The 14,814-nt window shown below is 69.9% G+C and carries 16 protein-coding genes and 1 riboswitch; of the genes, 3 read left to right on the forward strand and 13 right to left on the reverse strand.

Annotated elements, in window-relative coordinates; all coding sequences use genetic code 11:
• Positions 1 to 104 precede the first annotated feature (104 nt).
• Positions 105 to 353 carry a DUF6296 family protein gene (locus ACWGO0_RS08040; protein WP_453529766.1) on the reverse strand — a complete coding sequence of 83 codons (249 nt, stop codon included), beginning with the start codon at positions 351 to 353 and terminating at the stop codon, positions 105 to 107.
• A 186-nt stretch (positions 354 to 539) separates the two neighbouring features.
• Between ACWGO0_RS08040 and ACWGO0_RS08045 the strand changes: the two genes are divergently transcribed.
• A complete protein-coding gene (locus ACWGO0_RS08045; RefSeq protein WP_453529769.1) occupies positions 540 to 1,397 on the forward strand; it encodes a PepSY domain-containing protein in 858 nt (285 codons plus the stop codon).
• An 83-nt stretch (positions 1,398 to 1,480) separates the two neighbouring features.
• Here ACWGO0_RS08045 and ACWGO0_RS08050 read toward each other — a convergent pair whose 3' ends face one another.
• The 4 genes from ACWGO0_RS08050 to ACWGO0_RS08065 all read right to left on the reverse strand — a co-directional run bounded on the left by ACWGO0_RS08050 (position 1,481) and on the right by ACWGO0_RS08065 (position 5,783).
• Positions 1,481 to 1,981 (reverse strand): GNAT family N-acetyltransferase, encoded by a 501-nt coding sequence (locus ACWGO0_RS08050; RefSeq protein ID WP_453529772.1) that lies wholly within the window; start codon positions 1,979 to 1,981, stop codon positions 1,481 to 1,483.
• Positions 1,982 to 2,087: 106 nt separating this feature from the next.
• Positions 2,088 to 2,891 carry a transglycosylase SLT domain-containing protein gene (locus tag ACWGO0_RS08055; protein WP_453529775.1) on the reverse strand — a complete coding sequence of 268 codons (804 nt, stop codon included), beginning with the start codon at positions 2,889 to 2,891 and terminating at the stop codon, positions 2,088 to 2,090.
• A gap of 2 nt (positions 2,892 to 2,893) precedes the next feature.
• Positions 2,894 to 3,049: riboswitch (cyclic di-AMP (ydaO/yuaA leader) on the reverse strand.
• A 358-nt stretch (positions 3,050 to 3,407) separates the two neighbouring features.
• Positions 3,408 to 4,268, reverse strand: a complete 861-nt coding sequence (locus ACWGO0_RS08060; protein WP_453529778.1) for a carbon-nitrogen hydrolase family protein — start codon at positions 4,266 to 4,268, stop codon at positions 3,408 to 3,410.
• Positions 4,269 to 4,274: 6 nt separating this feature from the next.
• Positions 4,275 to 5,783: an APC family permease gene (locus tag ACWGO0_RS08065; protein WP_453529781.1), complete on the reverse strand. Its 1,509-nt coding sequence runs from the start codon at positions 5,781 to 5,783 to the stop codon at positions 4,275 to 4,277.
• A 138-nt stretch (positions 5,784 to 5,921) separates the two neighbouring features.
• Between ACWGO0_RS08065 and ACWGO0_RS08070 the strand changes: the two genes are divergently transcribed.
• Complete coding sequence (locus ACWGO0_RS08070) at positions 5,922 to 6,524, forward strand: TetR/AcrR family transcriptional regulator (RefSeq protein ID WP_453529784.1); 603 nt, start codon at positions 5,922 to 5,924, stop codon at positions 6,522 to 6,524.
• On the opposite strand, the gene ACWGO0_RS08075 is transcribed toward ACWGO0_RS08070, so the two are convergent.
• The 5 genes from ACWGO0_RS08075 to ACWGO0_RS08095 form a co-directional block, all read right to left on the reverse strand.
• Positions 6,521 to 6,727: a DUF5988 family protein gene (locus tag ACWGO0_RS08075; RefSeq protein WP_453529787.1), complete on the reverse strand. Its 207-nt coding sequence runs from the start codon at positions 6,725 to 6,727 to the stop codon at positions 6,521 to 6,523. The genes ACWGO0_RS08070 and ACWGO0_RS08075 overlap by 4 nt on opposite strands.
• A 94-nt stretch (positions 6,728 to 6,821) precedes the next feature.
• Positions 6,822 to 8,078 carry an ATP-binding protein gene (locus tag ACWGO0_RS08080; protein WP_453529790.1) on the reverse strand — a complete coding sequence of 419 codons (1,257 nt, stop codon included), beginning with the start codon at positions 8,076 to 8,078 and terminating at the stop codon, positions 6,822 to 6,824.
• A gap of 154 nt (positions 8,079 to 8,232) precedes the next feature.
• Positions 8,233 to 9,612 (reverse strand): cryptochrome/photolyase family protein, encoded by a 1,380-nt coding sequence (locus ACWGO0_RS08085; protein WP_453529793.1) that lies wholly within the window; start codon positions 9,610 to 9,612, stop codon positions 8,233 to 8,235.
• A gap of 72 nt (positions 9,613 to 9,684) precedes the next feature.
• Positions 9,685 to 11,214, reverse strand: a complete 1,530-nt coding sequence (locus ACWGO0_RS08090; RefSeq protein WP_453529796.1) for an SDR family oxidoreductase — start codon at positions 11,212 to 11,214, stop codon at positions 9,685 to 9,687.
• Positions 11,215 to 11,304: 90 nt separating this feature from the next.
• Positions 11,305 to 11,742, reverse strand: a complete 438-nt coding sequence (locus ACWGO0_RS08095) for an Lrp/AsnC family transcriptional regulator (RefSeq protein ID WP_453530225.1) — start codon at positions 11,740 to 11,742, stop codon at positions 11,305 to 11,307.
• A 109-nt stretch (positions 11,743 to 11,851) separates the two neighbouring features.
• On the opposite strand from ACWGO0_RS08095, the gene ACWGO0_RS08100 reads away from it, so the two are divergent.
• A complete protein-coding gene (locus ACWGO0_RS08100; RefSeq protein WP_453530228.1) occupies positions 11,852 to 12,775 on the forward strand; it encodes an SMP-30/gluconolactonase/LRE family protein in 924 nt (307 codons plus the stop codon).
• Between the two features lie 74 nt (positions 12,776 to 12,849).
• On the opposite strand, the gene ACWGO0_RS08105 is transcribed toward ACWGO0_RS08100, so the two are convergent.
• The 3 genes from ACWGO0_RS08105 to ACWGO0_RS08115 all read right to left on the reverse strand — a co-directional run bounded on the left by ACWGO0_RS08105 (position 12,850) and on the right by ACWGO0_RS08115 (position 14,774).
• Positions 12,850 to 13,281 (reverse strand): VOC family protein, encoded by a 432-nt coding sequence (locus tag ACWGO0_RS08105; RefSeq protein ID WP_453529799.1) that lies wholly within the window; start codon positions 13,279 to 13,281, stop codon positions 12,850 to 12,852.
• A gap of 144 nt (positions 13,282 to 13,425) precedes the next feature.
• Complete coding sequence (locus tag ACWGO0_RS08110; RefSeq protein ID WP_453529802.1) at positions 13,426 to 14,154, reverse strand: hypothetical protein; 729 nt, start codon at positions 14,152 to 14,154, stop codon at positions 13,426 to 13,428.
• A complete protein-coding gene (locus ACWGO0_RS08115; protein ID WP_453529805.1) occupies positions 14,151 to 14,774 on the reverse strand; it encodes a hypothetical protein in 624 nt (207 codons plus the stop codon). Before ACWGO0_RS08115 ends, ACWGO0_RS08110 begins: the two co-directional genes overlap by 4 nt.
• Positions 14,775 to 14,814 lie beyond the last annotated feature (40 nt).

Raw genomic sequence — 14,814 nt, forward strand, 5'->3', positions numbered from 1 at the left:
GAACGGACTTCGGTGCGCCTGGCCTCCGTGCCGTGCCGCGCCGATCCGCGCAACACACAGCGCACCGCGACGCGTAGTGCGTCCCGGTGCGCGTTGCGGCCCCCTCAGCGGGTCCGGGGTGATCCCTCGCTCAGGGGTCGAGCGAGCAACGGGATGCCCAGTGCCTGGTGGCCGCCGCTCGCCAGCATGCGGATCTCGGCGCGGTCGCTGATCTCCGCGCGCACGATTCCGGTCTCGTCCTCGTACACCGGGTATCCGCCCGCCCCGGAGCGGTCGGTCATCCGGACGACGAGCACGTCGTCCGCCGCGCCGTACGTCTGGAATATCAGCTCGTAGCTCTCCGGGTAATCCATGGGGGCCTCCCGACCGGACACCGGCGTGGGCCGGTGATCCGTGGATGTGCCTCCCATTGTTTCGCACCCCGGCCCGCGGCGCGCTCGGGGCGGGCGGGCCGCCAACGGGCGGAGCCGCACCGTCGATCGGGTGACCCGTCCAGTAGGACAACATGACCGGTCATCGCGCGGGCTAGTGATGCGTGTATGAGCCTTGAATTCCGACGAAAAACCGCTGTCTCCCCGCGCGCCCGCCGCCTTCGTGTCGTCGGCGGTGCGCTGTGCGCCGTCGTCGCCTCCGCGCTGGTCGCGGGATGCGGGCATGACAGTGGTGACCGGACCGGGGCGGCTACCTCGGAGGCCGCGAAGGTCATCCCGAAGCAGACGACCTCCCCGTACGCGAGTCCATCCGGCAGCCCGTCCGGGGCGAAGCTGACCGAGGACCAGACCGAGCGCAAGAAGCTGCTCGCGGCCACCAAGGTGACCTGCGACACTGCGGCCACGACCGCGGTCGCGGCCGTGTCGGGCAGCAAGCTGGCCGAGCTCGATCTTGAGGGCCTGGACGACGACACCGACCGTCGCACCGACGCGAGCCCGAGCCCCACTGGCACGGGCAGTCCGACGGGCACGGGCAGCCCCACTGGCACGGCCAGCCCGACGGGCAAGGCCAGCCCCAGCGGCAGCCCCAGCGCATCCCCGAGCGGCACCGGCGCCGGTCCGCGGTGGGTGGCGGAGGTCGTCGAAGAGGACGGAACCGCGCACACCGTCCGTATCGACGCGGTCTCCGGCGAGGTGATCGAGACGGCGGCGGACACCGATCAGGACGCGGACGAGAAGCGTGAACTGGCCGACTGGATCGCCAAGGCGAAGCAGACACCGCAGCAGGCCGCCAAGGTTGCCACGGACAAGCAGAAGGGAACGGTCACCTCGATCGGCCTCGACACCAACGACAGCGATGCCCTGGTCTGGGCGGTCGACGTGGTCGGCGAGGACTGGAACAAGACCGAATTCGAAGTGGACGCGGCCAGCGGCAAGATCCTCCGCGAGGAGACGGACCGGGACTGACGCCCCGGCGGCGTAGCCCCCACGCAGCGGTGGCGGGCCGGGCCCGGTTCGTCACCGCCTCAGGAGCGGCCCCGTGACCGCTGTCAGGGGAGCAGCGCGTCCGCGCCCAGCGGGCGTTCGTAGGAGAGCCCCGGGAGGCCGCCGAGTACGGTCTCGCCGGTTCGGACGAATCCCGTACGGGCCAGCACGGCCTGGGAGCCGGCGTTGTCCAGCGTGGTCGCGGCCCGCAGGGCGGTGAGACCGTACTGCGTGGCGGCGAGGACGCAGATCCGGCGGACGGCGCTCGTGGCCAGACCCTGACCGGCGGCCTTCTCGGCGATCCGGTAGCCGAGGTCGGCGGAACCGTCCGCCACGTCCACCAGGTTCACCCGGCCCAGCACCTCGTCCGCATCGCCGACCAGCACATGGAAGTAGCACAGCCCCTCGGCCTGTTCGGCCAGGAGGCTGCTGTGCCGTGCGTCGAAATGTGCGAAGTACTCGTCGCCGCGGTCCGGAACCGAAGCCGCGAAGTAGGCACGGTTCTCCTGCTCGAAGGCGAGCAGGGCCGTGGCGTGGTCGTGGCGCAGGAGCTGGAGTTCGGGCATGGGTGCGAGTCTTCCACGAGGCGTGCGGACGCGGAACTGCCGGGTACCAAGGGCCAGTCGGACCCTCGGCACCCGGCAGTTGTGAACCGTGGCCTATGTCAGCGGATCAGTAGGCGCCGAAGACGTTGTCGATGGAGCCGTACCTGTCGGCGGCGTAGTTGCACGCGGCGGTGATGTTGGCGACCGGGTCGAAGCTGTCCGTCGACGTGCCGGGCACGTGGTACGCCTGGAACGTCGGGTCGATGACCTGGAGGAGACCCTTGGACGGGGTGCCCTTGGCGGCGTTCGAGTCCCAGTTGTTGACGATCTGCGGGTTGCCCGAGGACTCGCGCATGATGTTGCGGTGGATGCCCTCGTAGCTGCCGGGGATGCCGTGCTCCGCCATGACGGCGAGCGATTCCTTGATCCAGCCGTCGAGGTCGTTCGTGTACGTCGCCTTCGCGGCCTTCGGGGCGGGGGCGGCGGTCTTCGCGGCGAGCGTGCTCGTCCGCTCGGAACGGTCGGCGCGGTCGGCGGACGCACCGGAAGCCCTGGCCGTGGCCTCGGCGCCCACGGTCAGCTTCAGACCCGGGCGAATCAGGGACGGATTGTCGCCGATGGCCTTGCGGTTGTCCTTGTAGAGCTTCTTCCAGCCGCCGCTCAGGGAATGCGCATCGGCGATCTTGTGCAGGGAATCACCCTTGACGACGGAATAGCTGACGATCCCGGCCTTCTGAGCGGTAATTGCCTTGGCAGGGACGGCTGCCGGTGCCACTGCCTTTTCGGCGGCGACCGATTGTGCGGGCGCCGCGGAGGCGGTGGTCGCGCCCATCACGGGCAGGGCGAGGACGGCTCCGCCTGCGGTGACGGCGACGAGGCCGCGGGTCAGCGGGCTGGACTTGGAACGACGGTGCTTACCCATCGAGGGCATGGCGAATTCCTCTCCGTCGCCTGCGAGGTGAGCTGTCGGGTTCAGGCTGGAGATGCCTGGCCGCATGTGCATGCGACTTAACCCCAAGCCGTTCCTGATAACGGATCGGCAACTTACCTGGGTCCCCCGCTCCTGCCGGGCGTGAGTAGGTCCGGTTTCCGGACGGCGGCAGGATTCGGCGTTCCATCCGGATTGACGGTGACCGTAGGCGAGAAACACCGAAGGGGACAAGTCCCGAATTCCGGATCACAATTCATTTACAAGATCGATGAGCGGGAAAGCCGATGAATTCACCCGAACCGCGAAGCCAACTCTCTTCTCGCAGAAGGGATGCGGGTGAGGCGTCGGAGCTTCGGGCGTCCCGGACGTGACGCTGGCCACTGGGTCCGAAAAGGGCGATTTGCTCCGAGGGGATGTTCGCGGTTCGGGTGAAAAGTGCGTTACGGGCTCTGGGTATTAATTAATTCGATAAGTCCGAATTAGCCCATATCAATCTTTTTGCTCTTTGTGTGCGGCTCAGTGGTGCGGGGTCGGCCGGAACGTTCCCCCGTACATCGGCAGGGGGATCCGCTCGCCGTAGCGGGCCAGCTGCTCCCACGGACGGTTGAGGCCGGCGGAACCGTACGTACGGACCCGCGTGACGGTGTCGAGGTCGAGGACGTCGACCAGGACCTCCTCGCCAGGGCCCGCCTGCTGGCGCACGGTCCCCTCGGGGTCGACGATCGCGCTGGCGCCGACGCCTGCCGGGTCGGCCGCGTTGAGATTGACGACGTAGAGCTGGTTGGTCCAGGCGTTGGCACGCGCGCAGACCAGCTCCATGTCCCGGTCCCGCGTCGTGGTGAGCGTGGGCTGGAGGATCACCTCGGCGCCGAGCCAGGCGAGCTGTCTGGCGGTCTCGGGGAACGAGCCGTCGTAGCAGACGGCGAGACCGGCGCGGCCGATTCCGGGCAGGTCGAAGACGACGAACTCGCTTCCGGGGCTGGTCTGTTCGTAGGGCTGCCAGGGGAAGATCTTGCGGTAGCGGGCCACGATCTCGCCCGCCGGGGAGACCGCGATGGCGGTGTTGTACGTGTTCCCGTCGTCGGCCCGCTCGTAGAGGCTGCCGGGTATCAGCCACAGGCCGGTCTCGCGGGCCAGGGCGCAGACGCGGTCGGTGAGCGGGCCCGGGATCGCCACGGCGGCCTCCCGCATCCAGTCGGCGCGGGCCTGGAGCAGCGGCGCTTCGGCGGCGAGCATCAGCTCGGGCACGACGACGAGCTGCACATGGGGGAACGTGTCCCGCACCGCGCGTACCCGGTCCGCGAAGCGGTCCCAGGTGGCGCGCAGATCGTGCGGTACGGGAGTGGTCTGGACGGCGGCGACGGCGAGTGTGCGCATGAGGGTTCAGTTCTCCGTGACGAGCGGGGTGGCGACGGACGTACGGCCGTGGCGGAAGAAGCGGGCGTGGCGGGAGCGGATGAGGAGCATGACCACGACTCCGAGGGCGATGGAGCCGACGCCGAGCAGGAAGACGCCGCCGACGCCGCCCAGGGACGTGTAGCCGTAGGCGGGGTCGAGCATGTCGTAGGCGCTGCGCAGGAACGCCGCCAGCATCATCAGGCCGCCCGCGACCGGCATCACGCCCTTGACCAGCAGGTCACGGGGCGAGCGGCGCAGATGCCCGCGGAAGTACCAGGCGCAGGCGAATCCGGTGACGCCGTAGTAGAAGGCGATCAGCAGACCCACCGAGAGGACGGCGTCGCCGAGGAAGTCGGCGGAGACCACGGTGAGGAGGGTCAGCGCGACGGCCGCCGCCGCACCGAAGAACACCGTGCCGAAGGCGGGCGTCCGGAAGCGCGGGTGTATGCGGCCGAAGGCCGCCGGCAGGGCGCCGTGCGCGCTCATCGACAGGGTGGCGCGCGGCGTGGAGACCGTGCAGGTCAGCAGGGCGCCGACGGCCGAGACTGCGATGGCGAGCTGCACGAGCTTGGCCAGGGAGTCGCCGAGTACGGCGGGTGCGAGGCCGGTGAGGACGTCGGCGGCGGTCTCCTCGTTGCCGAGCCCGAGCCCCGAACTTCCCGTGCCGGCGAAGGAGACCGCGGCGAAGGCGGTGAACAGGTAGGTGACGACCAGGATCAGAGTGGACGTCACGGCGGCCCTGCCCGGTGTGCGCGCGCTGTCGACCGTCTCCTCGTTGAAGGTGATGAGGGCGTCCCAGCCCCAGTAGATGAAGAGGCACAGCAGGACCGCCTCGGAGAACGAGGCGAAACTGTCGAAGCCGAAGGGGTTGAGCCAGCTCAGGGACGGGGAAGCCGCGCCGTCGCGTACGAAGGCGGTGATTCCGAACGCGAGCAGCGCGACGAGCTGGAGCCCGAGGATCGCGTACTGGACATGGGCGGCGAGCTGGATGCCCCGGTAGGCGACCGCGACCGCCAGCGCGAGCAGCAGCACGGCGACGGCGGTGACGGTCGGCGTGCTGCCGGACGCCGCGTCGAGGCCCAGGACGCCGAGCAGGGCGGAGGCGCCGACCTGGGCGAGCGCGGTCATGGCGATGACGGTGGCGCACAGGACCGTCCAGCCGCCCGCGACCCAGCCGAAGGCGGGGCCGAACACGCGTGTGTTCCACACGAAGGTGGTTCCGCAGTCCGGCATCTCCCGGTTCAGCTCCCGGAAGGCGAACGCGGTGAGCAGGATCGGCACGAAGCCGAGGAGCAGGGCGGCAGGGGCGAGATCGCCCACCACGAGGGTCACCAGGCCCAGAGTGATGGCGATGCTGTACGCGGGCGCCACGGAGGCCAGCCCGAGCGCGACCGTGGCGAGCAGGCCGACGGAGCCGCTCCGCAGGCCCTTGTCGGTCAGTGGTGATGCGGAGGGCGGGGGCTCCGGCGCGGCGCCGACGGCGTCTGTGGTCATGACTGCCTTCCAGGAGGAGATGGCACGAGGCAACGACTATTCGTTAAACGGCGATTTAACGAAAGGCTGATGGCGTGGTCAACCCCTGGAGCGGTATCGTTTCGTTTCGATTCAGCGAATGCGAGAGTGAGGGGCGCGGTGGCACGGCGCAAGGACCAGGAGGCGCGGCGGGCTCAGCTGAGCGAGGCCGCCGGGCGGGCACTGCTGAGCCGGGGCCTCGAAGGGCTGCGGCTGCGGGACGTGGCGGAGGAGGCGGGCGTCACGCCCGCGGCGGTCCTCTACTACTACGAAGACCTCGACGCGCTGATGTACGAGACGTTCCAGCAGGCCATCGAGCGGTTCTGCCGGGACCGCGACGCGGCGGCCGAGCAGCACACGGACGCGCGCGAGCGGCTGCGCACCTGTATCGCGTCCGGTGTGGCAGCCGGCCCGCAGGACCGGCTGCCACGGCTTCTCTTCGAGTACTGGCCCCGGACCCTGCGCGATCCGAAGGCCGCTGCCCTCGACAGCGTCCTGACGGAGCGCCAGATCGGGGTCTACCAGGGAATCCTGGTGCTCGGCGAGTCCCAGGGCCACTTCGCACTGTCGGACACCGCGCGCATGACGGCCTCGAACTTCGTGGCGATGGAGGACGGCTACCAGATGGATGTGCTCGCCGGCCGACGGTCGCGGCCGGAGGTGATCAGCGCGCTGCACTCCTACGCGCGGGTGGCCACGGGCTGCGTTCTGGAGAACGGCTAGCCGGGTACCTCCGTGCGCTCCCACCATTCGTAGACGGGCAACTGGCCCTCCGCGGTCTTCTCGTGACGGTTCGTCGCCTTGAAGTGCTCGTACCCGCCACGGAACGGGATCTTGATATCGACCCCGGGTTCGGTGACCGCGACGATCCGCTCGGGAAGATCGTCGGGGCCGCCTTCGAGGGCTGCTTTCGTTACGTTGGCCATGGGGAAAGTCTGCCCGGAGCGCTGCCCCGGTCCCTCATGACGCGCCGACGACCCGCCTCGTACGAGGACGGGCCGCCGGTGGTCCGGGAGCGGCTCAGGTCCGGGCGTGCGTGGTGATGTCGGCCATGAACTCGGCGATGACGGCCGGGGTGACGGTCGGCTTGCACTGGCTGAGCGCGGCGAGATAGTCCTCGGTGTCGGCACCCGCCTCGGCGAAGTCGCGTTCGAACGCTGCCTGGGCCGCAGTCCGGGCGGCGTGCTCGATGTCGGCCGGGGTGAACAGCTCGCTCGCCGCGACCAGCGCGTCCACGTCGATGTCGTCCCGCCCGGCCGAGTAGCGCGACCAGATCGCCGCACGGGCCGCCGCGTCCGGGGTGCCGATCGGGACCAGATAGTCGAACCGGCCCGGGCGCAGGAAGGCCGGGTCGAGCGAACGGATGGAGTTGGTCGCGCACACCAGCAGCCGCTCGTCCCGCTCGCGGAATCCGGGAATGAGCTTGAGGAGCTCATTGGTGACGCCGTGCATGCCGGGCTCCGGACGCTCTCCTCGTACGGGAGCTATCTCCTCGACCTCGTCGATGAAGACCAGCACCCGTTCCAGCTCCGCGATCCGGGCGAAGGCCGTGCGCAGCGCGGCGGCGAGATTGCCCTCGTCGGCCAGCCGGGACGGCAGCAGTTCGACGAAGGGCCAGCCGAGGCGCGAGGCGATGGCACGGGCGAAGGTGGTCTTGCCGGTCCCGGGCGGGCCGAACAGGGTGATGGCGCGGGGCGGAACGACTCCGTGCCGGACCGCACGCTCGGGTTCGGCCAGCGGCATGACGACACGGCGCTCGATGAGGCTCTTCTCCGCCTCCATCCCGGCGACCTTGTCCCACAGATCACCGGACAGCACCCGGCCGCCCAGCTCCTCCAGGAGGTTGGCCGGGGTGCCCGTGGCCGGTTCGGCCTTCTCGAAGTAGGCGACGGCGGGCCGCCGCGTGTAACCGGCCTTCTTGAGCCCCTCGCCGAGCTGTTCCTCCTCCGCCAGCACATAGGCGATGCGGCGCACCCGCGCCTCGATCAGCCGGCGTTCGAGCTCCACCAGCAGCGCGCTGGCCAGGCCCCGGCCGCGCCAGGCCGGCTCGATGGCGATCCGCATCACCCAGGCACGGCCGCCGGACACATGTGCCAGCGCCGCGCCGATGGGCCGGCCGCGGTGGACGGCGACCACCGCGGGCTGGCGGGACGTCAGCGCGCTGATGCACTCGGCGAGCGAGAAGACGGACTCCTGGCCGAGGCCCGCCGTCGTATCGATCAGATGGACGACCGCCGCCAGATCGTCCTCACGGTAGTCATGGATGAGCCAGTTCACGTGCCGCTCCTCGCCTCGGGGTGGTTCCGGAGACGCTAGATCCTCAGCGGCGGGCCGTCGTGCTCCACCGAGGACAACACCACGGCCCCAGTCGTACGAAAGGGAAGCGGTACGAGCGGCGGATTGCGGGTACGCGCGGTCCCTCGCCGGAACCTCACGACAGCCCCCGCGCCTCCTTGAACCGCGCGAGACCCTCCGCGAGCTCCACCACGGGCTCCGGATAGTCGTACCGGGCGCGGTCCAGGCCCTTCAGCTTCCACGGTTCGTGCACCTCGCCGCCCTCGATCCCGCCGAGCTCGGGCACCCAGCGGCGTACGTACGCGCCATCGGGGTCGTACCGCTTGCCCTGAAGCACGGGGTTGAGTACGCGATTGGGCCGGCTGTCCGTGCCCGTGCCGGCCACCCACTGCCAGTTCAGCTGGTTGTTGGCGACATCGCCGTCCACCAGCAGACCCAGGAAGTGCCGGGCGCCGATCCGCCAGTCGACGTACAGGGTCTTGGCCAGGAAACTCGCGGTGATCAGACGTCCGCGGTTGTGCATCCACCCCTCGTACCGCAGCTGCCGCATGGCGGCGTCCACGATCGGATAGCCCGTCCGGCCCTCCCTCCACGCCTCGATCTCGTCGGACGCGGACCGTTCGGTGCGCCACAGGTCCTGCCGGTTCCGGTAGTCGGCGTGCGCGGCGGCCGGGCGGGCGGCAAGGACCTGGTGGTGGAAGTCCCGCCAGCACACCTGTCGTACGAAGGCGTCGGCGCCCGGCCCGCCCGCCGCGCGGGCCCGGTGGATCAGCTCGACGGGGGAGAGGGTGCCGAAGTGCAGATGGGGGGAGAGCCGCGAGGTGGCGTCGCCCGCCAGATCGTCGTGGCGGTCCTCGTACTCCGCGATCCCGTGGCGCCGCCACGCCGCGAACCGCTGCCGTGCCTCGCTCTCGCCGCCCCGGGCCAGGCCCTCGGCCACACCCGGTACAGCCGCACGCGAGGGCACGTCCTCCGAGCCGGGCCCGTCCGGCACCCGTACCGTACGCGGAGCCGGGAACACGTCCCGCAGGTGCTGCTCGGACCACCGCCGGAAGTACGGCGTGAACACCGCGAAGTGGTCGGAACCCGAGCCCGCAGGGGTCACCGCGCCCGGGGTGACGGCGGTGACGACGGCGTCGTGGACGTGCAGCCGGCGCCCCTGCGACTCCAGAGCGGCGCGGAGGCGCTCCTCACGCAGGTGCGCGTACGTGGTCACTCCCGCGGCCATGTACACATCGTGGGCGGACACCTCGGCGGCGACACGGCAGACCTCCTCGGCGGGCCGGCCCGAGCGGATCACCAGACGCCCGCCCCGGTCACGCAGTCCGGCGTCGAGGTCGCGGAGACAGTCCGCGAGGAAGGCGCGACGGTTGGGGACACCGAAACCCGCGTCGGTGATGCCCTCGTCGACGACGAACAGCGGGACCACCTCGTCCGCCGCGTCGAGCGCCGCGCGCAGGGGCGGATTGTCGTGCAGCCGAAGGTTGGACGTGAACAGGACGACTGCGACGGTCATGGTGGCACCCCTGGTGAAAATCGAAGCGGAACAGTTCACCTTCTGTCCCACCGCACTTCCCGGATGCGGAGTTCAGCGAGGTACGGAGGATTTCACCTGTGTGGGTGCCGTGGGCCTGGTGGCCGCGAGCGCGATGTTGCGGGCCATGCCGCCGAAGACCACGGCGTGGAAGGGGGAGACACTCCACCAGTAGGCGTGGCCCAGCAGCCCGCGCGGGTGGAAGACCGCCCGCTGCCGGTAGTGGGACCGCCCGTCGGTGCCGCGCTCGCAGTACATCTCCAGCCAGGCCGCGCCCGGCAGGAGCATCTCCGCGCGCAGCCGCAGCAGACGCCCGGGTTCGATCTCCTCGACCCGCCAGAAATCCAGCGAGTCACCGACCCTGAGCCGCTCCGCGTCCCGTCGGCCACGGCGCAGCCCCACACCGCCGATCAGCCGGTCGAGCCAGCCCCGCACGGCCCAGGCCAGCGGGAACGAGTACCAGCCGTGGTCACCGCCGATCCCCTCAATGACGCGCCAGAGCGCCTCCGGCGTGGCATCGACGTCACGTTCGCGCACATCGCTGTAGAGGCTGCCGCCGGCCCAGTCGGGGTCGGTGGGCAGCGGATCACTGGGAATGCCAGGGGTCGAGGCCGAGGACCACCGGGTGGTCACCTTGGCCTCGCGGACCCTCTGCAGGGCGAGAGTGAGCGCGGTGCCGAACGGGAAGGGCTGCCCGGGCCCGTCGGGGACGTAGCGGGCGATGTCGTGCTCCTGGCACACCACCTCGTGACGCAGGGACTCCGCGAGCGGGCGGGCGATCGACCGGGGGACCGGTGTGACCAGCCCGATCCAGTGACTGGACAACCCCGGAGTCAGCATCGGCACCGGCAGGATCAGCCGGTGCGGCAACTCCGCCACCCGCGCGTACTGCTGCATCATGTCGCGGTACGTCAAGAGGTCGGGGCCGCAGATGTCGAAGGTGCGGTTCACCTCGTCCGGCATCCGCGCACTGCCCACGAGGTAACGCAGCACGTCGCGGACCGCGATCGGCTGAATCCTCGTCGACACCCAGCTGGGCGTGACCATGACCGGCAGCCGCTCGGTGAGGTAGCGCAGCATCTCGAAGGACGCGGATCCCGAGCCGATGATGACGGCGGCACGCAGCGCGGTGGTCGGTACGCCCGATTCGAGGAGGATACGGCCGACCTCCGCCCTGGAGCGGAGGTGCGGGGACAGTTCCGCGTCCGGGACGTCCACCGGGGTGAGGCCGCCCAGATAGACGATGCGGCGGATGCCCGCGGCCCGCGCCTCCCTGCCGAAGGTCCGGGCGGCCTCGCGGTCCTTCTCCTCGAAACCGGGGCCCGCGCCCAGCGCGTGCACCAGGTAGTAGGCGACATCGATGTCCCGCAGTGCGGGGCGCAGCGTCTCCGGGTCGGTCACATCGCCCTTGACGGTCTCCACCCGGTCCGCCCAGGGGTGGTCGCGCATTTTCTCGGGAGTGCGCGCCAGGCAGCGCACGCTGTGCCCGGCGTCCAGCAGCTCGGGCACGAGACGACCGCCGATGTACCCCGTCGCCCCTGTCACCAGACAGCGCAGCCCCGTCCCGGTGTCCTTGCTCTCCATGGCGCCTCCGCCTCCGCTCAGGTCTTCTCCGTCCACTGTGTCCGCACAGCGGCCTTCCGGCTTCCCGGGGCGGGAACGGGGGACCCGGGATCAGCCGGCGGAGACCGGCCTCTCGAAGAAGGTCTCCAGTGCGACCGTCGCGTGCGTGCCGCTCACGCCTTCGATGGCGTACAGCCGCCGCAGGACCTGCTGCAACTCCTCGGTGGTGGCCGTACGCACCTTCACCAGGACCGAGGCGGCGCCGGCGATGACGTGCGCCTCCTGGATCTCGGGGATCGCGGCGAAGGCCGCGGCCGAATCGCCCATCCAGGCCGACGAGTCGACCATCACGAAGGCGAGCACGCCATGGCCGAGGGCGGCCGGTTCGACCTCCACCGTCGTACGGCGGATGACACCGCGCTCCCGCAGCTTGCGCACGCGCTCGTGCGCCGCGCCCGCCGAGAGGCCGACCGCCTTGCCGAGCGCCGAGTACGCCTGCGTGGCGTCGCGCTGGAGTTCCGCGATCAGCGCGCGGTCGATCTCGTCCACGATCCCGTTCACCATCCCCATGGCCACACCATATCTGGTTCTGACATATTGAAGTCATACCGAATGACATTCGGGAACATCTGGTGAGGGGTGGACTGTGTCCGGCGAGATGGTCAACAATCTGTACGAGATCCTGGACGAGCGTTTCCGTACCGGCAGGTGCGCCAACGGCGACGTACGGCTCGAACGGCTCCACGCCGACTGCCGCTGGGCCGAGGGCCCGCTCTATCTGCCGGCCTGGCGGCAGTTGATCTGGAGCGACATCCCCAACGACCGTCTCCTGCGCTGGGACGAGGCGACAGGCGCGACCGCGGTCTTCCGCTCGCCGGCAGGGCACATCAACGGCAACACACTGGACCGCGAGGGCCGGTTGGTGAGCTGCGAACAGGGAAACCGGCGCGTCACCCGCACCGAGCACGACGGCCGCGTCACCGTGCTCGCCGACCGCTTCGAGGGGAGACGCTTCAACAGCCCGAACGACGCGGTCGTACGCTCCGACGGCTCGGTCTGGTTCACGGACCCCGACTTCGGGATCACCAGCGACTACGAGGGCTATCGCGCCGAGAGCGAGCTCGGCACCTGCGACGTCTACCGGATCGACCCGGTGACCGCCGAGATCCGCCGGGTCGCTGACGGTTTCGACGGTCCGAACGGCCTGGTCTTCTCCGCGGACGAACGGCAGTTGTACGTCGCCGACACGCGCGCCCGCCAGATCCGCGTCTTCGACGTGCGCGAGGGTGGCACCCTCTCCGACGGGAAGGTCTTCGCCGAGCGCACCGACGGCGGGTTCGACAACATACGCATGGACGACGACGGACGGCTGTGGGCCGCCGCGTTCGACGACGGAGTGCACTGCTACGACCCGGACGGCACGCTCATCGGCAGGCTTCACGTGCCCGAGCCGGTCTCCAACATCGCCTTCGGCGGACCGAAGAACAACCGGCTTTTCATCACGGCGACGACCTCGCTGTACTCACTCGTGATGGCCGTGACGGGGCTGCCGCGGGTCGCGACCGGGGCGGCGCGACGATGACGTGAACGTCGCCCTTGTGCATGCCGCGATCGTGCAGCACCGCCGGCCGGCGGCGCTGCACGATTCGGCTGCGCTCAGCGCTCCGACAGCTCCGACGGTGCTTCCTGGACGACCCAGCCGTTGCCGTCCGGGTCCTCGAAGGACATGAACGAGTTCCAGGTCTCGCCCTTGCCGTCCTCCCAGCCCGTGGCGCCGACATGGCGGACGGGCGAGACCTCCACGCCGCGGCTCATCAGTTCCGCACGGGCCGCCTCGATGTCGGTGACACAGAGCTGGAGGCCCTGCAGTGTGCCCGGGGCCATCTCCTTCATGCCGGGGGCCGCGGGCATTCCCTGGAGCATCGCGATGGAACACCGCGAGCCGGGCGGGGTCACCTGGATGATCCGCATACCCGGGGCCACCTCGTCGTCGAGGTCCACCTTGAAGCCGGCCTTGTTCGCGTAGAACTCCTTCGCCCGGTCCATGTCGGTGACGGGTACCGGGATGACCTCGAGGGTCCAGTTCATGGAAAGTCTCCTCAGATGTGCCAGCGGGTCTGCTATGCCAGCGGGTCTGGCAGAACGGGTCGCCCCCGACGAAGGGGGCGGGTCCACCGTCTCCCACGAAAGAGTGATCCCGCACGTCGAAACACCAGTCCGCCCCGAACTCTGTCAGCTAGTCCCCTCCAGGCGGTGGAGACGGGCTCGGAGGCCGGCCGCGGCGCTGCCGAACGTGTCGGGCAGCCCGGGGAGCAGCGTCAGGGCCGCGGCGAGGAGCTCCTTGGTTGCCTTCGGATCGCCGACGACCGCTTGGAACACCGTCGTGGCCGCCATCGGGGCCAGGCGGTACCGCCAGGCGGGATGAGCGTGTGTCGAGGCGTAATGGGCCGTCAACACTTCGACGGGAGTCAGTTCCCCTCCCGCACGCCGGAGGAGCGGTGCGAGACCTGCGTGACCGATCAGGTCGCAGATGTCCTCCGGATCGGCCCGGTTACGGTGGTGGCCGTCGCGCACCTGGTAGATCACCGCGTAGATCAGCACACGTTCGCGCTCCGTGCGAGGGCTCGGGAACGGCACGTCCCGCCAGAACTCCTCGACTGCGCGTGGAGTGATCGCGGGGCGGCTGCGGGCATCGTCGGGAGAGGTGGCGACGGCGAGCCGGATCGCACCGAGGGCGACGGCATCCTCCGAAAACCGGCGTACGTACCGAACCCCTTCGGCGGCTTCCGGTTCCGCCTCCAGGGCGGCGCGCCGTACCGCCTCGGCCGTGGGCCCGTCCGTCCATACGAACGTCCACTTCCGAGCGGAGTCGCAGAACTCGGCTTCGACTTCCCCGTCGATCGCGGCGGCAAGCAGGCGAAGCCGCGTCGCACGGTCGGAACCCGTGGTCCCGGAGGTCATGTGTCGCGCCCGTCGCCCCGCGGGTATCCGATGGAGGCGATGTTGTCCGCGAGCGCGTCCAGTGTCACTTCGGGGTTCAGGGCCGAGACCACATCGGGCGTGAGCGGCCGCAGCGCGAACACGTGGCGTACCGCCGCCGGGTCGACCGGCATGTCGTAGTACTGCGCTGCCCATTCCCCGAAATGCTCGGGGGAGCTGTCGGTGTCGGTGTCGGTGAGGAAGCCGAACAGCCACTTTGCACCGTCCGGAACGGTGGAGGTGGTGTCGAAATCGACGTCGCCCGTCCGCCACTGGCTGTCCGCCGCCTCCCGCCAAAGGCAGGCGGTCACATGGGCTATGTCGTCGAGTCCGAACTCAGGGTCCCGGGTATACGCCCGGAACACCTCCGGGACATCGTCGAAGATCCCGGGCCAGGGCTGCCCATCGCCGACGTAGGGACTCAAGGGCGACGTGTGGTCGAAGCCCCGGATGTACACACCGGCCGACGAGAAGACGATGGAGTACTCGTCGCCCCCTCCGTTGTCCATCCACGCCAGTTCCTGCTTCTCCCGCCAGCGCGCGACGAAACCATGGCGGCGGTACGGGCTGTCGGGCTTGAGCACCGCTTCGACCATCGCCATCGCACGGCAACGGTCTCGAAGCGCAGGAATGCTCGGCAAC

Source organism: Streptomyces sp. NPDC055749 (assembly GCF_053617235.1).